The organism is Streptomyces sp. NPDC016845, assembly GCF_044332585.1.
Lineage (GTDB): Bacteria > Actinomycetota > Actinomycetes > Streptomycetales > Streptomycetaceae > Streptomyces.
The window spans coordinates 23,249-43,504 of sequence record NZ_JBIRPI010000002.1; the positions used below are offsets into that span (position 1 = coordinate 23,249).

At 73.5% G+C, this 20,256-nt stretch carries 16 protein-coding genes; 12 read left to right on the forward strand and 4 right to left on the reverse strand.

Annotation, left to right across the window (positions count from 1 at the left end; all coding sequences use genetic code 11):
• On the reverse strand, nucleotides 1-879 hold an 879-nt coding region (locus ACH4RC_RS06000), incomplete at its 3' end, for a HAMP domain-containing protein (RefSeq protein ID WP_398195798.1).
• A gap of 119 nt (nucleotides 880-998) precedes the next feature.
• Between ACH4RC_RS06000 and ACH4RC_RS06005 the strand changes: the two genes are divergently transcribed.
• Both ACH4RC_RS06005 and hemW read left to right on the forward strand, forming a co-directional pair.
• Entirely contained in the window at nucleotides 999-2,954 is a 1,956-nt protein-coding gene (locus tag ACH4RC_RS06005; RefSeq protein WP_398195801.1) for a SpoIIE family protein phosphatase, read from the forward strand.
• Between the two features lie 42 nt (nucleotides 2,955-2,996).
• Nucleotides 2,997-4,229: a radical SAM family heme chaperone HemW gene (gene hemW / locus ACH4RC_RS06010; protein ID WP_398195804.1), complete on the forward strand. Its 1,233-nt coding sequence runs from the start codon at nucleotides 2,997-2,999 to the stop codon at nucleotides 4,227-4,229.
• Nucleotides 4,230-4,387: 158 nt separating this feature from the next.
• Here hemW and ACH4RC_RS06015 read toward each other — a convergent pair whose 3' ends face one another.
• Both ACH4RC_RS06015 and ACH4RC_RS06020 read right to left on the reverse strand, forming a co-directional pair.
• Nucleotides 4,388-5,203: a DUF3097 domain-containing protein gene (locus ACH4RC_RS06015; protein ID WP_398195806.1), complete on the reverse strand. Its 816-nt coding sequence runs from the start codon at nucleotides 5,201-5,203 to the stop codon at nucleotides 4,388-4,390.
• Nucleotides 5,204-5,237: 34 nt separating this feature from the next.
• On the reverse strand, nucleotides 5,238-6,020 hold the full coding sequence (locus ACH4RC_RS06020) for an MBL fold metallo-hydrolase (RefSeq protein ID WP_398195809.1): 783 nt from the start codon (nucleotides 6,018-6,020) through the stop codon (nucleotides 5,238-5,240).
• Between the two features lie 164 nt (nucleotides 6,021-6,184).
• Between ACH4RC_RS06020 and hrcA the strand changes: the two genes are divergently transcribed.
• The 9 genes from hrcA (at nucleotide 6,185) to ACH4RC_RS06065 (ending at nucleotide 17,246) form a co-directional block, all read left to right on the forward strand.
• The gene (gene hrcA / locus ACH4RC_RS06025) at nucleotides 6,185-7,201 is read left to right on the forward strand and encodes a heat-inducible transcriptional repressor HrcA (protein ID WP_398195812.1); all 1,017 of its coding nucleotides are present in this window, start codon (nucleotides 6,185-6,187) and stop codon (nucleotides 7,199-7,201) included.
• Nucleotides 7,202-8,338, forward strand: coding sequence for a molecular chaperone DnaJ (dnaJ, locus tag ACH4RC_RS06030; RefSeq protein WP_398195814.1), 1,137 nt, complete (start codon nucleotides 7,202-7,204; stop codon nucleotides 8,336-8,338). It begins immediately after the preceding gene.
• A gap of 234 nt (nucleotides 8,339-8,572) precedes the next feature.
• Complete coding sequence (locus ACH4RC_RS06035) at nucleotides 8,573-9,673, forward strand: nitronate monooxygenase (protein WP_398195817.1); 1,101 nt, start codon at nucleotides 8,573-8,575, stop codon at nucleotides 9,671-9,673.
• Entirely contained in the window at nucleotides 9,670-10,416 is a 747-nt protein-coding gene (locus ACH4RC_RS06040) for a 16S rRNA (uracil(1498)-N(3))-methyltransferase (RefSeq protein ID WP_398195820.1), read from the forward strand. The genes ACH4RC_RS06035 and ACH4RC_RS06040 overlap by 4 nt, the downstream gene beginning before the upstream one ends.
• 192 nt (nucleotides 10,417-10,608) lie before the next feature.
• Nucleotides 10,609-11,154, forward strand: a complete 546-nt coding sequence (locus ACH4RC_RS06045; RefSeq protein ID WP_398195823.1) for a hypothetical protein — start codon at nucleotides 10,609-10,611, stop codon at nucleotides 11,152-11,154.
• Nucleotides 11,155-11,192: 38 nt separating this feature from the next.
• On the forward strand, nucleotides 11,193-14,444 hold the full coding sequence (locus ACH4RC_RS06050) for a S41 family peptidase (protein ID WP_398195825.1): 3,252 nt from the start codon (nucleotides 11,193-11,195) through the stop codon (nucleotides 14,442-14,444).
• Nucleotides 14,445-14,853: 409 nt separating this feature from the next.
• Nucleotides 14,854-15,207: a histidine triad nucleotide-binding protein gene (locus ACH4RC_RS06055; RefSeq protein ID WP_398195828.1), complete on the forward strand. Its 354-nt coding sequence runs from the start codon at nucleotides 14,854-14,856 to the stop codon at nucleotides 15,205-15,207.
• A gap of 20 nt (nucleotides 15,208-15,227) precedes the next feature.
• Entirely contained in the window at nucleotides 15,228-16,136 is a 909-nt protein-coding gene (locus tag ACH4RC_RS06060; protein WP_398195830.1) for a ribonuclease Z, read from the forward strand.
• 78 nt (nucleotides 16,137-16,214) lie between these two features.
• Entirely contained in the window at nucleotides 16,215-17,246 is a 1,032-nt protein-coding gene (locus ACH4RC_RS06065; RefSeq protein WP_398195833.1) for an adenosine deaminase, read from the forward strand.
• On the opposite strand, the gene ACH4RC_RS06070 is transcribed toward ACH4RC_RS06065, so the two are convergent.
• Nucleotides 17,198-18,562 (reverse strand): MFS transporter, encoded by a 1,365-nt coding sequence (locus ACH4RC_RS06070; RefSeq protein WP_398195836.1) that lies wholly within the window; start codon nucleotides 18,560-18,562, stop codon nucleotides 17,198-17,200. The two genes, ACH4RC_RS06065 and ACH4RC_RS06070, sit on opposite strands and share 49 nt — an antisense overlap.
• Nucleotides 18,563-18,942: 380 nt before the next feature.
• Here ACH4RC_RS06070 and ACH4RC_RS06075 point away from each other — a divergent pair, with 380 nt between their 5' ends.
• The gene (locus ACH4RC_RS06075) at nucleotides 18,943-20,058 is read left to right on the forward strand and encodes a carbohydrate kinase family protein (RefSeq protein ID WP_398195838.1); all 1,116 of its coding nucleotides are present in this window, start codon (nucleotides 18,943-18,945) and stop codon (nucleotides 20,056-20,058) included.
• Nucleotides 20,059-20,256 lie beyond the last annotated feature (198 nt).

A 20,256-nucleotide genomic window follows, 5' to 3' on the forward strand; every position in this document is an offset into this window, starting at 1 on the left:
CATGAAGTTGACGTTGTCGGTGAGGTCCTTCCAGACGCCCGACACGCCGCGGACCTGGGCCCGCCCGCCGAGCTGGCCCTCGGTGCCGACCTCGCGCGCCACGCGCGTGACCTCGTCGGCGAAGGCGGAGAGCTGATCGACCATCGTGTTGACGGTCAGCTTCAGTTCGAGCAGCTCGCCCGTCGCCTCGATCGTGACGGTACGGGTCAGGTCGCCCCGCGCCACCGCCGTCGTCACCAGGGCGATGTCCCGGACCTGCGCCGTCAGCCGGGACGCCATCGTGTTGACCGCCTCGGTCACGTCCCGCCAGCTGCCCGACAGGCCCTGCGCCTTGGCCCGGCCGCCGAGCCGGCCCTCGGTGCCGACCTCCCGCGCCACCCGGGTCACCTCGCCCGTGAACAGGGAGAGCTGGTCCACCATCTTGTTCACGGCGCGGCCCAACCGCCGCAGATCGCCCCGGAGTTGACGGTTCCCGTCGTGCAGGTCGACACGCTGCGTCAGATCGCCGCCCGCCACCGCGTCGAGGACCCGGGTGGCATTGGCGGTGGGCGCGACCAGGGCACCGATGATGGTGTTGACGTCGGCGATGCGCGTCGCCCACGCGCCCTGCCCCGGGCTCGCCTCCAGGCGCTCGTCGAGCCGGCCGTGCCGGACGATCTCGCGGCGCACCCGAGTCAGCTCCGCGTTGTAATGCACACTGCGGTCTATGAGCTGGTTGAAGACGGCGCCCAGCTCGCCGACCATGCCCTCCCCGCCCGCGGGAAGGCGGGTGAAGTTCCCGTCGCGGGCGGCCGACAGAGCGGCGAGGAGCGGCCGGAGGTCGGGCGGGCGGATGGCGTCGGTGCTGTCGCTCCCGGATCCGCTTTGATGCACACGCATAGCACTGTTCTCACTCATGGCGGCCCACTTCGGTAACTCGGTGCTTATGGGCGTGGTCAGTCTGTCACTCTGTTCGTGTCGCCTGAGGCGTCTTTGCCCGAACTGCTCAGGAGCCGAACGTGGGGCCCATTCCTATCCAGCGGGACACCGCCCTCGACGGCGGGGACGTAGCGGACCAACCGCTCGTCGGACCGGTCATGGTCCGTACCTCGCTGCCGGGGAACCCACTCACGCCCGCGGCCGCCCGCCGCTTCGTCCGCGCGGCGTTCACCGACTGGACCGAGCGGGACCTCCCCGGCGCCGCCCACCTCGGCGACCGGCTGACCGACGACGCCGTGGTCGTCGTCAGCGAGCTCGTCACCAACGCCGTGGTCCACGCCGGAACCAGCGTCGACCTGCTGTGCCGCCTGGACGAGGCCGCCCCCGACGGCACCCCCGCCGGGCTCGTCGTCGAGGTCACCGACCACCACCCGGCCCGCGCCGTCCGCGGCCACCAGCCCTCCCGCCCCGCCGAGACCCCCGAGTACGGCCGCGGCCTCCACCTCGTCGCCACCCTCGCCGAGGCGTGGGGCATCACCTACCGGCCCGGCACCAAGACGGTGTGGGCCCGGCTGCCCGCCGAGATCGACGAGAGCGCGGCCCAGCCCTCCGTGCAGTACGCCGTACGCGCCCTCGAGCGCGGCCTGCGCGCCGCCGACCTCCTCGCCCCCATGCCCCGGCGCGCGGCCCAGGACCGGGACTGGATCAACCGCGGCGCGCTCTCCTTCCTCGCCGAGGCCTCCGACCTGCTCGCCGGACAGCTCGACGAGGACGTGGTCGCCGCGCTCGTCGGCCAGCTCCTCGTGCCCCGGCTCGCCGACTGGTGCGCCGTCTGGTTCTACGACGACGACGGCCGCTCCGCATCCGGCGCCGCCGACCACGACACGCGCGACAGCGACCCGCTGCCCGCGCCCCGGCTCGCCCGCGTCTGGCACGCCCAGGAGAACCGCACCGACGAACTGCGCGGACGCCTGGAGAAGGAGCCCCCGCGGCTGCCCGCCGCCGCCCGCACCGCCGCCGTCCCCGTGCCCTGGCCGTTCGAGTCGTGCGGCGGGACCGGCTCCGACGACTCGGGCTCCGCCCTCGCCTACCGGCTCATGGTCGGCGGCCGCAGCCTCGGCCTCCTCGTCATCGGCCGCGCCAACCTGCTCCGCTTCCCCGACGAGGTCACCGGGCTCGTCGAGGACTTCGCCCGCCGCGTCGCCCTCGCCGTCAGCGCCGCCCGCCGCTTCACCCGGCAGGCCACCATCAGCCGCATCCTCCAGCGCGGCCTGCTGCCGACCGCCATCGCCGAGATCCCCGGCGTCCAGAGCGCCCTCGTCTACGAGCCCAAGGAGGCGGGCGGCCCCGGCGGCGACTTCTACGACGTCTTCCCCGCCGGTGACGGCCGCTGGTGCTTCGTGCTCGGCGACATCCAGGGCAAGGGCCCCGAAGCGGCCGTCGTCATCGGCCTCGTCCGGCCCTGGCTGCGGCTCCTCGCCCGCGAGGGCTACCCCGTCGCCCAGGTCCTGGACCGGCTCAACCGGCTGCTGCTCGACGACGCGACCGAGGCCGCCGACGCCGCCGCCCGCGCCCTAGCCGCCGCGGGCGGCCAGGGCATTCCGCCGGAAGGTTCCAGCTCCCGCTTCCTCTCCCTCCTCTACGGCGAACTCACCCCGTCCGACGACGGCCGCGCCGTCACCTGCACCCTCGCCTCCGCCGGACACCCGCTGCCCCTGCTGATGCGGCCCGGCGGCGAGGTCTGCACCGCCGCCGTCCCCCAAGTGCTGCTCGGCGTCGTCGACGACCCCGACTACACCAGCGAGACGTTCGACCTGCTCACCGGCGACACCCTGCTCTGCGTCACCGACGGCGTCACCGAGCGCCGCTCGGGACACCGCCAGTTCGACGACGACGACGGGCTCGCCCAGGCCCTCTCCGGCTGCGCCGGGCTCACCGCCCAGCTGCTCGCCGAACACATCCGGCGCCTGGTGCACGCGTACGCGGACGCGCCGCCGGACGACGGCCTCGCGCTGCTTGTCCTTCAGGCGATGTGAGCGTGGCGTCCGGCTTGCGGCGGGCTGCTGGACAATGGGGGTATGCCTTCCGCTCTTCCCGATGGTGAGCCCGTGCCCGACGACGGGGCGCTGCCCGCCTCCGCCCTCGCCGGCGCCGCCGATCGGCCCCTCGGCTTCTACCTGCACGTCCCGTACTGCGCCACCCGCTGCGGCTACTGCGACTTCAACACCTACACCGCGACCGAGCTGCGTGGCACCGGCGGCGTGCTCGCCTCCCGCGACAACTACGCCGAGACCCTGATCGAGGAGGTCCGGCTCGCCCGGAAGGTGCTCGGCGACGACCCGCGCCCCGTGCGGACCGTCTTCGTCGGCGGCGGCACGCCCACGCTGCTGCCCGCCGCCGACCTCGTACGGATGCTGGGCGCGATCCGTGACGAGTTCGGGCTCGCCGACGACGCGGAGGTGACGACGGAGGCGAACCCGGAGTCCGTCGACCCCGCCTACCTCGCCGCACTGCGCGCCGGGGGCTTCAACCGGGTCTCCTTCGGCATGCAGAGCGCCCGGCAGCACGTGTTGAAGATCCTCGACCGTACGCATACGCCCGGGCGGCCCGAGGCGTGCGTCGTGGAGGCGCGGGCGGCCGGGTTCGAGCACGTCAACCTCGACCTCATCTACGGCACCCCGGGCGAGAGCGACGACGACTGGCGGGCCACCCTCGACGCCGCGCTCGGCGCCGGGCCCGACCACATCTCCGCGTACGCGCTCATCGTCGAGGAGGGCACGCAGCTCGCCCGGCGCATCCGGCGCGGCGAGGTGCCCATGACCGACGACGACGTGCATGCGGACCGGTATCTCATGGCCGACGAGGCGATGGGCTCCGCCGGGTTCGAGTGGTACGAGGTGTCGAACTGGGCCACGTCGGAGGCGGGGCGGTGTCTGCACAACGAGCTGTACTGGCGCGGGGCCGACTGGTGGGGGGCCGGGCCCGGGGCGCACTCGCACGTGGGCGGGGTGCGGTGGTGGAACGTGAAGCATCCCGGGGCGTACGCGGGTGCGCTGGCCGCGGGGCGGTCGCCCGGGGCGGGGCGGGAGGTTCTGGGGGATGAGGACCGGCGGGTCGAGCGGATCCTGCTCGAGCTCCGGCTTCGGGACGGGTGCCCTGTGTCGTTGCTGAAGCCTGCCGGGCTGGGTGCCGCGCGCAAGGCTGTGCGGGACGGGTTGCTGGAGGCCGGGCCGTTCGACGCGGGACGGGCCGTTCTGACGTTGCGGGGGCGGTTGCTGGCCGACGGGGTCGTGCGGGATCTGGTCGACTGACCCGCCCTCGCCGGGCTGCCGCTGACGCCCTCTTCAGCGCTTGCCCGGCGCTGGGGTGCCGCCTTGCCCACCCGTGCCGCCCCGGGCGGCGGACTGCCCAGGACGGCGCGGGGCGGGCGGCGGAGGCGGTGGCCGAGCGGGCCCGGACGGGCCGGCGGTCAGGCCGTCACGAAGTCGATCAGTTCCTCGACGCGGCCCAGTAGCGCCGGCTCCAGGTCCCTGTACGTGTGGACCCGCGACAAGATGTGCTGCCACGCCTCGCCCGTGTTGGCCACGCGCCAGCTCAGCGCTCGGCAGACGCCCGTCTTCCAGTCCTGGCCGTGGGGGACGCGGGGCCAGGCGTCGATGCCTACGGAGGAGGGCTTCACGGCCTCCCAGATGTCGATGTAGGGGTGGCCGACGACCAGGGCGTGAGGGCTGGTGACCGACTGGGCGATGCGGTGTTCCTTCGTGCCGGGGACCAGGTGGTCGACCAGGACGCCGAGGCGCGCGTCGGGGCCCGGGGCGAACTCCGCCACGATCGCGGGGAGGTCGTCGACGCCCTCCAGGAACTCGACGGCGACGCCCTCGATGCGCAGGTCGTCGCCCCAGACGCGTTCGATCAGCTCGGCGTCGTGCTTGCCCTCGACGTAGATGCGGCCCGCGCGGGCCACGCGCGCGCGGGCGCCCGGGACGGCGACCGAGCCGGAGGCCGTGCGGGTGGGCCGGGCCGGGCCGCCGGCGGAGGGGCGGACCAGGGTGACGACCTTGCCCTCCAGGAGGAAGCCGCGCGGCTCCATCGGGAACGCGCGGTGCTTGCCGAAGCGGTCCTCCAGGGTCACCGTCGGGCCCTGCGCCGTCTTCTCGACGCGGACGACCGCGCCGCAGAAGCCCGTGGCGACCTCCTCCACGACCAGGTCCGGTTCGGCCGGGACCTCGGGGACGGACGTCTTCCGCTTCCATGGAGGCGTGAAGTCAGGGCTGTACTGGCGCATTCGGCCGACGATAAGCAAAACCCGTCCGTACGGGCTACGACACGCCGAATCGCGCCGCCAATGTGGCGCGCTGCTCGCGGACAAACTCCGCATTCACCACTGATCCGTGCCCGGGGACGTAGCGCGCGTCCTCGCCGCCGAGGGCGAGGAGCCGGTCCAGCGCCTCCGGCCACAGGCGCGGGGCCGCGTCGGTGCCCGCCTGGGGTTCGCCGGACTCCTCGACCAGGTCGCCGCAGAAGACGATCTCGGGGCCGTCGCCCGTTCCGGCGGGGACGAGGACCGCGAGATCGTGAGCCGTGTGGCCGGGGCCGACGTTCGCGAGCAGGACCTGGACGCCGCCCCCCAGGTCGAGCGTGCGTTCGCCGCAGATGCGGTGGGCCGGGGTGACGAGGAGGTCGGCCGCCTCGGCCGCCGCGTCGGGGTCGACCCCATGACGTACGGCAGCGGCGCGCAGGACGTCGGCGCCGTCCCGCGTGAAGACGGTGTCGATGCCCACGGCCCCGTACACCTCGACGCCCGCGAAGGCGGCCGTGCCGAGCACATGGTCGAAGTGGGGGTGCGTGAGTGCGATGTGCGCCACCCGCGCGCGGGTGCCGAGCAGGCGGCGGGTGTCCGCGCGCAGGCGGGCCCCTTCGCGCAGGGTGGATCCGGCGTCGATGAGCAGGGCCGCGTCGTCACCCACGACCAGGCCGGTCGTGCAGTCCCAGCCCGGCAGCCGGACGCGGCCCACGCGCGGCGCGAGCTCTTCCCAGCCCGCGGACCGCCAGTCGATGCCCGCCGTGTTCTCCTCGTTGTCGCCGCTCGCCGTGCTTTTCATGAGGTCGACGCTAGCGGCCTTGCCCGGTCCGTACCCACCGGCCGTACACTGAGCCGGGGACGACTGGCACTCGCGCGCAGTGAGTGCCAAAACGGAAAGATCGCAACGATCACCACGACGACCTCGTGTTGATCTCGGAGACGGTTGCTGGAGGTGTGCGCCCGATGCTCAGTGAACGCAGGCTCGAAGTGCTGCGCGCCATCGTCCAGGACTACGTCGGCACCGAGGAGCCCGTCGGCTCCAAGGCGCTGACCGAGCGGCACAGCCTGGGCGTCTCACCGGCGACGGTGCGCAACGACATGGCCGCTCTGGAGGACGAGGGGTTCATCGCCCAGCCGCACACCAGCGCCGGGCGCATCCCCACCGACAAGGGGTACCGCCTCTTCGTCGACAAGCTCACCGCGGTGAAACCGATGACGGCGCCGGAGCGGCGCGCCATCCAGAACTTCCTGGAGGGCGCCGTCGACCTCGACGACGTCGTCGGCCGGACCGTGCGGCTGCTCGCGCAGCTGACGCGGCAGGTCGCGGTCGTCCAGTACCCGTCCCTGACCCGGTCCACCGTGCGCCATGTCGAGCTGCTCGCGCTCGCGCCCGCCCGTCTGATGCTCGTACTGATCACGGACACCGGGCGCGTGGAGCAGCGGATGATCGACTGCCCGGCGCCGTTCGGCGAATCGTCCCTGGCGGATCTGCGTGCGCGGCTGAACAGCCGTGTCGCGGGCCGCAGGTTCGCCGATGTGCCGCAGTTGGTGCAGGACCTGCCCGAAGCCTTCGAGGCGGAGGACCGCTCCACGGTCACGACGGTGCTCTCCACTCTCCTGGAGACGCTCGTCGAGGAGACCGAGGAGCGGCTGATGATCGGCGGCACCGCCAACCTCACCCGCTTCGGGCATGACTTTCCCCTCACCATCCGGCCGGTTCTGGAAGCCCTTGAGGAGCAGGTCGTGCTCCTCAAGTTGCTTGGTGAGGTGGGCGATTCGGGCATGGCGGTACGCATCGGCCACGAGAACGCCCACGAGGGACTCAACTCCACGTCCGTCGTGTCGGTCGGCTACGGTTCGGGCGGCGAGGCAGTAGCCAAGCTCGGCGTGGTCGGACCGACCCGCATGGATTACCCGGGAACGATGGGAGCAGTACGCGCAGTGGCACGTTACGTCGGACAGATCCTGGCGGAGTCGTAAGTGGCCACGGACTACTACGCCGTACTCGGCGTGCGCCGAGACGCTTCCCAGGACGAGATCAAGAAGGCCTTCCGAAGGCTCGCCCGTGAGCTTCACCCGGACGTGAATCCGGACCCGAAGACACAGGAGCGGTTCAAGGAGATCAACGCCGCCTACGAGGTGTTGTCGGACCCGCAGAAGAAGCAGGTCTACGACCTCGGCGGCGACCCGCTGTCCCAGTCGGGCGGCGGCGGTGCCGGTGGCTTCGGCGCCGGCGGGTTCGGGAACTTCTCGGACATCATGGACGCGTTCTTCGGGACCGCGTCGCAGCGCGGGCCCCGCTCGCGCACGCGCCGGGGACAGGACGCCATGATCCGGCTCGAGGTCGAGCTGGACGAGGCCGCCTTCGGCACCACCAAGGACATACAGGTCGACACGGCTGTCGTCTGTACGACGTGCAGCGGTGAGGGCGCCGCGCCCGGGACCTCCGCGCAGACCTGTGACATGTGTCGCGGTCGCGGTGAGGTCTCGCAGGTCACCCGCTCCTTCCTCGGCCAGGTCATGACCTCCAGGCCGTGCCCGCAGTGCCAGGGCTTCGGCACCGTCGTGCCGACGCCGTGCCCGGAGTGCGCCGGTGACGGGCGGATCCGTTCGCGCCGCACGCTGACGGTGAAGATCCCGGCGGGTGTGGACAACGGGACGCGGATCCAGCTCGCGGGCGAGGGTGAGGTCGGCCCCGGCGGCGGCCCCGCCGGTGACCTGTACGTCGAGATCCACGAGCTGCCGCACCCGGTCTTCCAGCGCCGCGGCGACGACCTGCACTGCACGGTGACCATCCCCATGACGGCGGCGGCCCTCGGCACCAAGGTGCCGCTGGAGACGCTCGACGGCATGGAGGACGTCGACATCCGGCCCGGCACCCAGTCCGGCCAGTCGGTCCCGCTGCACGGGCGCGGCATCACGCACCTGCGGGGCGGCGGTCGCGGCGACCTCATCGTGCACGTCGAGGTGATGACGCCGCAGAAGCTGGAGCCCGAGCAGGAGCGCCTGCTCCGTGAGCTGGCCAAGCTGCGCGGCGAGGAACGCCCCACGGGCCAGTTCCAGCCGGGTCAGCAGGGTTTGTTCTCGCGGTTGAAGGATGCTTTCAACGGGCGGTGAGTGGTGCCGGCGGTGCGGCCGGGGGTCCGGGGGTTGTCCCCCGGATCGGCACAGTCAGCCGGGCCAGCAGGGTTTGTTCTCGCGGTTGAAGGATGCTTTCAACGGGCGGTGACGCCCGGGCGTGTGCGGCACGCGTGCCGCACACGTACCTCATGTGCCGCCCCGGCCGGGGCGGCACATGACCGGCATTGGCGCCGATTCGGTCGTCCGACGCGTACGTGGCACCATGCCGTCATGTCCTCCGCTCTGACCGATCTCTGCCCCTGTCCGATCGTGCAGGCCCCCATGGCGGGCGGCGGGTCCTCGCCCGCGCTCGCGGCGGCCGTGTCCGAGGCGGGCGGGCTCGGGTTCCTCGCCGCCGGATACAAGACGGCGGACGGGATGTACCAGGAGATCAAGCAGGTGCGAGGGCTGACGGGGCGGCCGTTCGGCGTCAATCTGTTCATGCCGCAGCCCGACCTCGCGGACCCGGCGGCGGTCGACGTCTACCGCCACCAGCTCGCCGGCGAGGCCGGCTGGTACCAGACGCGGATCGGCGACCCCGACAGCGGACGCGACGACGGCTACGACGCCAAGCTCGCCGTCCTCCTCGACGAGCCGGTGCCGCTGGTCACCTTCACGTTCGGCTGCCCGACGCGCGAGGTCGTGGAGGCGCTGCGCAAGGCCGGCACCCGTACCGCCGTCACCGTGACGACCGTCGACGAGGCGCTCGCCGCGCAGCGGTCGGGCGCCGACGCCGTGTGCGTCCAGGGCATCGAGGCCGGCGGCCACCAGGGCACCCACCGCGACAACCCCGAGGCCGACGGCAGCGGCATCGGCCTTCTCGCGCTGATCGCGCAGGTACGGGAGGCGGTCCAGCTTCCCATCATCGCGGCGGGCGGCATCATGCGCGGCGCCCAGATCGCCGCCGTGCTCGCGGCCGGGGCCGACCTCGCCCAGCTCGGCACCGCGTTCCTCGTGACCCCCGAGTCGGGCGCGCCCGCACTCCACAAACAGGCCATGACCGATCCGCTGTTCACCCGCACCGAGCTGACCCGGGCGTTCTCCGGGCGGCCCGCGCGCGGACTCGTCAACCGTTTCATGCGTGAGCACGGGCCGTACGCGCCCGCCGCGTACCCGGAGGTCCACCACATGACGTCACCGCTGCGCAAGGCAGCCGCCAAGGCGGGTGACCCGCAGGCCATGGCGTTGTGGGCGGGCCAGGGGCACCGGCTCGCCCGGGAGCTGCCCGCCGGGCAGCTCGTCGAGGTCCTCGCCGCCGAACTCGGTGCCGCCGAGGCCACGCTCGGACAGCGGGGCGGACAGCGCGGCGGACAGCCGGGTGGTGGCGCGTGACCGCCCCGGTGTTCGTGGTCGACGGCGCTGTGCCGGGCGACCGCACGTACGTACTCGACGGCGCGGAGGGGCGGCACGCCGTCTCCGTGAAGCGGCTGCGGGCCGGGGAAGCGCTGGTCCTCACGGACGGGCGCGGGGAGTGGAGCGAGGGCGTCGTCGCCGCGGCCGAGGGCAAGGACCGCCTCGTCGTGGAGGCCGGGCCGGTCAGGTCCGAGCCCGTCGAGCGGCCCCGGATCACCGTGGTGCAGGCGCTGCCCAAGGGCGACCGCGGGGAGCTGGCCGTGGAGACGATGACCGAGACGGGCGTCGACGCGATCGTGCCGTGGGCGGCGTCGCGCTGCATCACGCAGTGGCGGGGCGAGCGCGGGGCCAAGGCCCTCGGTAAATGGCGGGCCACCGCGCGCGAGGCCGGGAAGCAGTCGCGCCGGGTCCGCTTCCCCGAGGTGGCGGAGGCGGCGTCCACCAAGGAGGTCGCGGCGCTGCTCGCGGACGCGGATCTGGCCGTCGTCCTGCACGAGGACCGGGATACGCCGAGCACCGCCCTCGCCGCCGCCGAGCTGCCGGCGGACGGCGAGATCGTGCTGGTCGTGGGGCCCGAGGGCGGGGTGTCGCCGGAGGAGCTGGCCGTGTTCGCGCAGGCGGGAGCAGACCCGTACCGGCTCGGCCGCAGTGTGCTGCGGACGTCGACGGCGGGGACGGCGGCCGTCGCGCTGCTGCTCGGCCGCACCGGACGCTGGAGCTGACAGGCGCCCGGAGCCTGGCCCGGACAGTGGCTGCAACGGCTCTATCCGTGCGGGGGAGCCGGTGTCATTCTGCCGTCCATGGGGGATCTGAGGCGAATCAGTTGGGATGTGCGACGGTTGCGCGCCCCGCATGTGCGACGGTTGCGCGCCCAGCATGTGCGACGGCCACGGGCTCGGTCACGGGCCCCGCGCGTGCTCGCCGCGGGCGGCGCTGTGGCCGTGGTGGTCGCCGGTGCCGTCGCGTGCCAGCCGGTCGAGGGGGAACTGGACACGGTCACCGTCGCCGCGACCACCGATTCCCAGGCCACCCAGGAGCTGAACCGTACGCACGGCAAAGTCGCCTGGATCAGCTGCACGGCGGCGTGGATCGGCCGCGCCCCGTCCGGCGGTTCGACGCCGGACGAGGTGAAGGTCGACTGCCGGGGCCGGACCCGGGACGGCAAGGACATCAGGATCGAGGGGTGGATCTACGGGGTCGTGCCCGGCAAGTGCGTGCGCGGCACGACGATCGCGCGGGTCGACAACAAGGTGTGGTTCCGGCTCCAAGTCCTGGGAAACTGCGCGGCGTTGAGCACCTCCCAGCCCACGTACACGTACACGAAGCCGTCGAACAAGCCGCAGCCGCAGCAGCCGGCGCCGCGCTCCACGCAGCCGGGCGGCACGCGCACCGTCATCGAGACGGTGACGCAGACGGTCAGGGTCCCCGACCCCAACTGCTCGTGCTTTGAAGGGAAATGACCGGCAAAGAGCGATGACGGGCAAATAGAGTGGGCCGGGTGACGAGCCCTGCCTATCTCCGGTTCCCGCACCCGCACGGTGAGACGGTCGTCTTCACCGCCGAGAACGACGTGTGGGCCGCGCCCCTCGACGGCGGCCGCGCCTGGCGCGTCAGCGCCGACGACGTACCCGTCAGCCACCCACGGATCTCCCCGGACGGCACGACCGTCGCCTGGACGTCGCGACGCGACGGCGCGCCCGAGGTGCACGTCGCGCCGCTCGACGGCGGAGCGGCCGACCGCCTCACCTACTGGGGCAGTTGGACCACCGGCGTACGCGGCTGGACGCCCGACGGGCGGGTCCTCGCCACCAGCGCGCACGGACAGGCGACAGCGCGCAGGAGCTGGGCGCGCGCCGTGCCGCTCGACGGCGGCCCCGCCGAAACCCTGCCGTTCGGGCCCGTCGGCGGCGTCGCGTACGGGCCCGGCTCCGCGGTGCTCCTCGGCTCCGCGCCGATGGGCCGCGAGGCCGCCCACTGGAAGCGGTACCGGGGCGGCACCGCGGGCAAGCTCTGGATCGACCGGGACGGCGGCGGCGAGTTCGTCCGGCTCCACGCCGGCCTCGCCGGGAACATCGAGCACCCGATGTGGGCCGGCGAGCGCGTGGCCTTCCTCTCCGACCACGAGGGCACGGGCGCGCTCTACTCCTCCCTCCCCGACGGCTCCGACCTGCGGCGCCACAGCCTGCTCGACGGGTTCTACGCCCGCCATGCCGCCACCGACGGCGCCCGGGTCACCTACGCGAGCGCCGGGCGGCTCTGGATCGTCGACGACCTGGAGGGTGCCGAGCCGCGCCCCATGGACGTGCGGCTCGGCGGGCAGCGGGCGCGTCTGCGGCCGCGCCCCGTCGACGCCGCGCACTGGTTCGGGGCCGCGTCGCCGGACCACACCGGGCGCGGCAGCGCCGTCTCCGTGCGCGGGGCCGTGCACTGGGTGACCCACCGGGGCGGCCCGGCGCGCGCGCTCGCGGCGGAGCCGGGCGTACGGGCCAGGCTGCCGCACACGTTCCGCGTCGACGGCGAGGAACACGTGGTGTGGGTGACCGACGCCGAGGGCGACGACGCCCTGGAGTTCGCTCCCGCGACCGGCGCCGCGCCCGGCGGTACGCCGCGCCGGCTCGGGGCCGGGCGGCTCGGCCGCGTCCTCGGGCTGACCATCGCGCCGGACGGCGGCCGGGTCGCCGTCGCCGCGCACGACGGACGGATCCTCCTCGTCGAACGGGACAGCGGCGACGTACGGGAGGTCGACCGCAGCGAGGACGGGCACGCGACCGGGCTCGCCTTCTCGCCCGACTCGGCCTGGCTCGCCTGGTCGCATCCCGGGCCGCACAGCCTGCGCCAGCTCAAGCTCGCCAACACCGCCGACCTCGCCGTCACCGAGGCGACGCCGCCCCGCTTCAGGGACTCCGCGCCCGCGTTCACCCTCGACGGCAAGTTCCTGGTGTTCCTCTCGGCCCGCTCCTTCGACCCCGTCTACGACGAGCACGCCTTCGACCTCGCGTTCGTGGGCGGCTCACGGCCGCATCTGCTCGCGCTCGCCGCGACGACACCCTCGCCGTTCGGCCCGCAGCGGCACGGCCGTCCGTTCGAACCGGCGGACGCGCCGGGCGCCGAGACCCCCGACAGCGAGGGCACGCCCGTCACCCGCGTCGACCTGGAAGGGCTCGTCGACCGGATCGTGCCGTTCCCCGTCGAGGCCGCCAGCTACTCGACGCTGCGGACCGCCAAGGACGGCGTGCTGTGGCTGCGCCGGCCGGTGCGCGGCGTCCTCGGCGACTCGCGCGCCGACCGCAGCGACCCCGACCCCAAGACCCGGCTCGAACGCTACGACCTCGTTCAGCAGCGCCTGGAGGAGATCGGCTCCGACGCCGACCACTTCGAGGTCACCGGCGACGGCAAGCGGGTGCTCCTGTGGACCGGCGACGCCCTCAAGGTCGTACCGAGCGACCGGCGGCCCTCCCACGACGACGACAGCGACACCAACATCACCGTCGACCTCGCCCGGATCAGCCAGCGCGTCGAACCCGCCGCCGAATGGCGCCAGATGTACGACGAGGCCGGGCGCCTCATGCGGGACAACTTCTGGCGGGCCGACATGGACGGCGTGGACTGGGACGGGGTCCTTGAGCGCTACCGGCCCCTTCTCGCGCAGGTCGCCACCCATGACGACCTCGTCGATCTGCTGTGGGAGGTGCAGGGCGAGCTGGGGACGTCCCACGCGTACGTCACCCCCGGCGGCGGGGGCGGCTCCGCCGCGCGCAGGCAGGGGCTCCTCGGGGCCGACATCTCCCGGCACTCCCGGCACTCCCGGCACGAGGACGGGCCGAACGGTGTGCCACGGTGGGTCGTCGACCGGGTGCTGCCCTCGGAGACCTCCGACCCGCGCGCCCGTTCGCCGCTCGCCGCGCCCGGGGTCGCGGTGCGCGCCGGGGACGCGATCGTGGCGGTCGGCGGGCGGCCCGTCGACCCGGTGGCGGGTCCCGCGCCGCTGCTCGTCGGCACCGCCGGGCAGCCCGTCGAGCTGACCGTGTCGCCCGCGGGCGGCGGTGATCCGCGCCACGTGGTCGTGGTGCCCGTCGCCACCGAGGAACCCCTGCGGTACCACGCGTGGGTCGCCGACCGGCGGGCCTACGTCGACGAGCGCTCGGGCGGGCGGCTCGGCTACCTCCACGTTCCCGACATGCAGGCGCCCGGCTGGGCGCAGATCCACCGGGACTTCGCCGCCGAGGTCGCGCACGAGGGCCTCGTCGTCGACATCCGTGAGAACCGCGGCGGCCACACCTCGCAGCTCGTCGTCGAGAAGCTCGCCCGGCGCGTCGTCGGCTGGGACGTCCCGCGCGGCAGCCGGCCCTTCAGCTACCCGATGGACGCGCCCCGGGGGCCCGTCGTCGCCGTCGCCGACGAGTTCTCCGGCTCCGACGGCGACATCGTCACCGCGGCGATCAAGGCGCTCGGGATCGGGCCCGTGGTGGGTGTGCGGACCTGGGGCGGCGTCATCGGGATCGACAGCCGGTACCGGCTGGTCGACGGGACGCTGGTCACTCAGCCGAAGTACGCGACCTGGATGGAGGGGGTGGGGTGGGGCGTCGAGAACTACGGCGTCGACCCTGACGTCGAGGTCGTCGCCGCGCCCCAGGACGCGGCGGCGGGGCGTGATCCGCAACTTGAGGAGGCGGTTCGCATCGCGCTGGCGGAGTTGGAGCGGGCCCCGGCGAAGTCGGCTCCGCCGTTGCCGAGTCCATCCGCGGGGTAGCGGTTCGTCATCGTGGCCGCTCGCGCCGTTCCCCGCGCCCCTGTCATGCGCACTGCGTGCGGCATTCCCCTCCGGTTCTCGGGCGCGACTCTCGTCGTGGCTGGTCGCGCAGTTCCCCGCGCCCCTGGAGCATGCGGCTTCGCCGCAGCCCCATGGCCCTGAGACGGCGCACGCAGTGCGCATCTCGGGGGCGCGGGGAACTGCGCGAGCAACCACGATGGCGGGGCACCCGAGGGACGGGGAAGTGGCGCACGCAGTGCGCATCTTCAGGGGCGCGGGGAACTGCGCGACCAGCCACGAACCCGCCCGCACCCGGGCACGTAGAGCCACATGGCAGACGCGTATGCCCGCTCGCAGGGCTGATCGATACGATGCCGCCGTACGCAACGACCCGCGAAGGAGACCCGTCGTGACCGGCGAACCCCAGGCGGACTGCCTGTTCTGCAAGATCGTCGCGGGAGACGTACCCGCCACCCTGGTCAGGGAGACCCCGACCACCGTCGCGTTCCGGGACATCAACCCCCAGGCCCCGACGCACGTCCTGGTCATCCCGCGCGTCCACCACCCGGACGCCGCCTCACTCGCCGCCGCCGAACCGGAGGTAGCCGCAGACGTGCTGCGCGAGGCCGGCGAGGTCGCCAAGGAGGAGAAGCTGGACAGCTACCGGCTCGTCCTCAACACCGGCAGCGGCGCGGGCCAGACCGTCTTCCACGCGCACGCCCACGTCCTGGGCGGCCGCGGCCTCCAGTGGCCCCCCGGATAACGGACAACGGACAACGCGCCATGTCCGTACGGGAATTCGTCGTGCTCGGCACCGCAAGCCAGGTGCCGACACGCCACCGCAACCACAACGGCTACCTGCTGCGCTGGGACGCCGAAGGCATCCTCTTCGACCCCGGCGAGGGCACGCAGCGCCAGATGCTGCGCGCCGGGGTCGCCGCGCACGACCTGAACCGGATCTGCGTCACCCACTTCCACGGTGATCATTCGCTCGGGCTCGCCGGAGTCGTCCAGCGCATCAACCTGGACCGCGTACCGCACCCCGTGACCGCCCACTACCCGGCCTCCGGGCAGCGGTTCTTCGACCGGCTGCGGTACGCCACCGCGTACCGGGAGACCGTCGACATCGCGGAGGAGCCGGTCGACGGGGAGGGCGCGGTGCTGGCCGACACCCCCTCGTACCGCCTGGAGGCGCGGCGCCTCTCGCACCCCGTCGAGTCGTACGGCTACCGCCTGACCGAGCCGGACGGCCGCCGCATGCTGCCCGAGCGGCTCGCCGCGCACGGCATCGCCGGACCCGAGGTGGGCCGGATCCAGCGCGAGGGCCGCATCGGCGACGTCACGCTCGACGACGTCAGCGAGGCGCGGCGCGGACAGCGCTTCGCGTTCGTCATGGACACCCGGCTGTGCGACGGCGTGCGCGAGCTGGCCGAGGGGTGCGACCTGCTCGTCATCGAGTCGACCTTCCTCGACGAGGACGAGCGCCTCGCCACCGACCACGGGCACCTGACCGCCGGGCAGGCCGCCCGCGCCGCCCGGGACGGCGGCGTGCGGCATCTTGTCCTGACCCATTTCAGCCAGCGCTACACCGACCCCGACGAGTTCGCGCGGCAGGCGCGCGCCGCCGGGTTCGAGGGCGAGCTGACCGTCGCCCGCGACCTGGACCGCGTACCGGTGCCGAAGCGACGCTGAACTCGGACGGCCCCAGCCGAACCTCGGACGGCCCCAGCCGAACCTCGGACGGCCCCACAGGATGCGTACGATGCCCGAATGTCCCTCGCACCACTCGCACGCATCCCCAAGGCCGAGCTTCACCTGCACATCGAAGGCACTCTCGAACCCGAGCTGGCCTTCGCCCTCGCCGACCGCAACGGCATCAGCCTGCCGTACGCCGACACCGAGGCCCTGCGCAAGGCCTACCTCTTCGACGACCTTCAGTCCTTTCTGGACCTCTACTACGAGCTGATGGCCGTCCTCGTCACCGAGGACGACTTCGAGGCGCTCGCCGACGCCTACCTCGCGCGCGCCGCCGGGCAGGGCGTCCGGCACGCCGAGATCTTCTTCGACCCGCAGGCGCACACCGCGCGCGGCGTCGACATCGGCACCGTCATCGAGGGGCTCGGGCGGGCGCTCGACCGCAGCGAGGAGCGGCACGGGGTCTCCACCAAGCTCATCATGTGCTTCCTGCGCGACCAGTCCGCAGAGTCGGCGATGGAGACCCTGCAGGCCGCGAAGCCCTACCTCGACCGGATCGTGGGCGTCGGCCTCGACTCCGCCGAGGTCGGCAACCCCGCCTCGAAGTTCCGCGAGGTCTACGAGGCCGCGGGCGCGCTGGGTCTGCGGAAGGTCGCCCACGCGGGGGAGGAGGGCGACCCGTCGTACATCTGGGAAGCCCTCGACGTGCTCGGAGTCGAGCGCGTCGACCACGGGCTCCGGTCCCTGGAGGACCCGGAGCTCGTCGCGCGTCTCGTACGGGACCGGATTCCGCTGACGCTCTGCCCGCTGTCGAACGTGCGGCTGCGCGCCATAGACGTTCTGGAGGAGCACCCGCTCGTCGCCCTCATGGACGCCGGGCTGCTGTGCACCGTCAACTCCGACGATCCGGCCTACTTCGGCGGTTACGTCGGCGACACCTTCCACGCCGTTCACGAGGCGCTGGCGTTGGATCACCAGCGGTTGCGGGAGCTTGCCCGCAACTCGTTCGTGGCGTCCTTCCTCGACGGCAGCGCGGAGGACGAGGCGCGGCGCGCCCGTTACCTCGCCGAGGTCGAGGCGTATCCGCTGGACGACATCTCGGGCTGAAGGCCGCCGGGGCCCGCCGTCGTGAACTCGTCCTTCGTGTGAGCCGTGGCGGCGGGTGCCTCCAGGGGGTGGATCTCCACCTCGACCACCGGCTGCTCGAGCAGGCCCGACGGCGGAACCATCGCGCCGACCGGGGCGCCGCTGCGGCGCCGTGCCGCGCCCGCGAACAGCGGGCGGCCGCCCGTGTGCAGCGCCACCGCCGTCAGCGGCGCCGCGAGCAGGAGCAGCGCGATGGCCAGGGCCGCGCCCATCGCCGGGAAGCCGACCGCCTGCGACAGCGAGCTGCCCACCAGCGGGCCGCACGCTGTGCCGAGCGACGACGCCGAACCGACCAGGACCGCCCAGCGGCCCCGGGGGTCCAGGGACGCGGCCAGGCCGAGCAGGTACGAAAGCACCACCGGGTAGAGCGTGTTCCAGGCGATCTCGCCCGTCGCGAAGGTGGCCAGGCCGTCGGCGCGGGCGCTCAGCGCGATGCAGCAGGCGATCGCCGCCGTGCCGGCGCCGATCGGCAGCGCGCGGCCCATACGGGTGCCGAGCGCGCCCGCGCCCACCACTCCGAGCAGGCCCGTGCCGAGCGCGATCGCGAACACACTGCCGACGGTGACCTCGCTGAGGCCCGCCTGGACGGTGCCGATGCGGCTGCTCACGCCCCACAGCGAGTTCTGCGCCATCGACCAGCAGACGATGACGGCGGCGAGTGCCGCGCCCGAACGGGCGTAGGGGAGCGGGCTCTTGAGGGCCGGATCCGCGTGGGTGTGGGTGGGGGCGGTGTCCGGGCCCGCGGGGGACGACAGGCGGTGCGTCGCCGGCCACACCGCGAGTGCGGTGATCGCGAGCGCCGCGAACGGCAGGGCGTGGCCCGTCGGGCTGATCCGCGGGATCGACAGGTAGAGGGCGCCCGCCAGCGCCGAGACGCTCAGCAGGCCGAGCGTGGAGGCGCGGTGCGGGTCCTTCTGTGCGGCGATCCCGGTGGCGGCGACCGCCGTCGCCGTGCCCGAGCCGAAGCCGCCGATCATCGCACCCGCGACGACGAGGGGGACGGAGGCGGAGAGCGCCGCCGTGCCGTAGCCGACGGCCGCGAGGAGGAGGCCCGCGCGGGCGGCGCGGCGGGCGCCGACCCGTTCGACGCGGGCCGCGAGCGTGAAGCCCGCACTGGCCGAGCTGAGCAGCAGCGTGCTGCCGATCAGGCCCGCCTGCGTCGGGGAAAGCCGCAGGCTGTCGGCGAGTCGGCCGACGACGGTGGGGAGCAGGTATGCAGCGAGATAGCCGGCCGTGAAGAGGGCGATCAGAGCGGGCCGGGGAGCGCGCGAAGACACGGGCAGTCCTGTGAACGGACCCCCCTGCCTTGGACGCTGTTTTGGGCAAGGGGGTGGTAAGGAAAAGGGGGTGGGGGCGCGACGTCTTTGCGAACGGGACCGAACCGGGGACGTTGGGGCGCGGCCAATTTGTATCAAGGCGCGGGGGGTCCGCAGAAGTCGGGGCTGTGTGACCTGCGACACGTTTGGTTTGGGGGTGGGGGCGCCGGGTAGCGGCGCTTGTTTTGGGGTGAGGGCGCGGGAGGATTCACCGCGCGTCCCGCCTTGGCCGAGCGGCTCTCCGGCTCGCCGCTCCGTCCCCGTCGCTTCATGTCGACCGCCCTGGTGGCGGGTTGCCTCGTGCACACTGTCCGGACCCGTACCTCTGCAGGGAGAAGGACGTGACCCACCCCGAACCGGCCCGGTCCGAAACGGCGCACACGGACCCTCTCGCGGCCCTTCGCGCGCCCGGCGACCCCGCCTGCGACGTGTACCTCACCGGCACCGTCTTCCTCGACATCGTCTTCACCGGGCTCGACAGCGCGCCTGTGCGCGGCACCGAGTCCTGGGCCCGCGGCATGGGGTCGAGCCCCGGGGGCGTCGCCAACATGGCGGCGGCGCTCGCCCGGCTCGGGCTGCGGACGTCGCTGGCCGCCGCGTTCGGGGACGACCACTACGGGGAGTACTGCTGGGACACGCTCGAGCGGGGCGAGGGGATCGACCTCGGGTACTCGCGGTCCGTGCCCGGCTGGCACTCGCCCGTCACCGTCTCCATGGCGTACGAAGGCGAACGCACCATGGTGAGCCACGGGCACGAGCCGCCGCCCGAGGAGCCCGCGCCCCGGTGTCCGCCTCGTGCGCGGGCCGCCGTGGCCTCGCTCGTGCCGGGGGTCGCTGCGCCCTGGGTGGCGGAGGCCGCGCGGAACGGGACGCGGATCTTCGCGGATGTCGGGTGGGACGAGAGTGGGCGGTGGGATCTCGGCGCGCTTGAGGACCTGCGGCAGTGCGAGGCGTTTCTGCCCAACGCGGAGGAGGCGATGCGGTACACCCGTACGTCGTGTCCCCGGGATGCCGCGCATGCGTTGACGGAGTATGTGCCGCTGGCCGTCGTCACTCTCGGGGCCGAGGGGGCCTATGCCGTGGACGGGCGGACCGGGGAGACCGCGTCCGTGCCGGCCATCGAGGTCGCCGCGCTCGATCCGACCGGGGCGGGGGACGTGTTCGTGGCCGGGTTCGTGACCGGGACCCTGGCCGGGTGGCCGCTGGCGGACCGGCTCGCGTTCGCCGGGCTGACCGCGGCGTTGTCCGTGCAGGAGTTCGGGGGGTCGTTGTCGGCGCCCGGGTGGTCGGAGGTGGCGGCGTGGTGGCGGCAGATCCACGCGTACGAGGAGCGGGGGGAGCAGGATCCCGCGGCGCTGGAGCGGTACGCCTTTCTCGAGCCGTTGCTGCCGGAGGCGGGGCGGCCCTGGCCACTGCGTCGTGCGGTGCCGACGATCGGATTCGGGCGGTCCGCGTGAAGGGAGGCCGGCCGGCCGGGGCATGTGCGTGCTCGCCGTCTTGATGGCATCGCCGGCTGCTCCGGCCCCTCTCACCGCGTGAACCGTGCTGCGCGCGCACATACCCCGTCCGTCCCCTCCCGCCGAGTCGCGGCCGACCGCCGGTGGCACCTCGCTCAAGCCCCTCCGGCGCTTGAGGAGCGGGGTCCGGGGGCGGAG

Coding starts and splice junctions, on each gene's coding strand:
- hemW (WP_398195804.1), top strand. CDS start 2,997: ATGCCTTCCGCTCTTCCCGATGGTGAGCCCGTGCCCGACGACGGGGCG.
- ACH4RC_RS06015 (WP_398195806.1), bottom strand. CDS start 5,203: ATGCGCCAGTACAGCCCTGACTTCACGCCTCCATGGAAGCGGAAGACG.
- ACH4RC_RS06020 (WP_398195809.1), bottom strand. CDS start 6,020: ATGAAAAGCACGGCGAGCGGCGACAACGAGGAGAACACGGCGGGCATC.
- hrcA (WP_398195812.1), top strand. CDS start 6,185: ATGCTCAGTGAACGCAGGCTCGAAGTGCTGCGCGCCATCGTCCAGGAC.
- ACH4RC_RS06035 (WP_398195817.1), top strand. CDS start 8,573: ATGTCCTCCGCTCTGACCGATCTCTGCCCCTGTCCGATCGTGCAGGCC.
- ACH4RC_RS06060 (WP_398195830.1), top strand. CDS start 15,228: ATGTCCGTACGGGAATTCGTCGTGCTCGGCACCGCAAGCCAGGTGCCG.
- ACH4RC_RS06065 (WP_398195833.1), top strand. CDS start 16,215: ATGTCCCTCGCACCACTCGCACGCATCCCCAAGGCCGAGCTTCACCTG.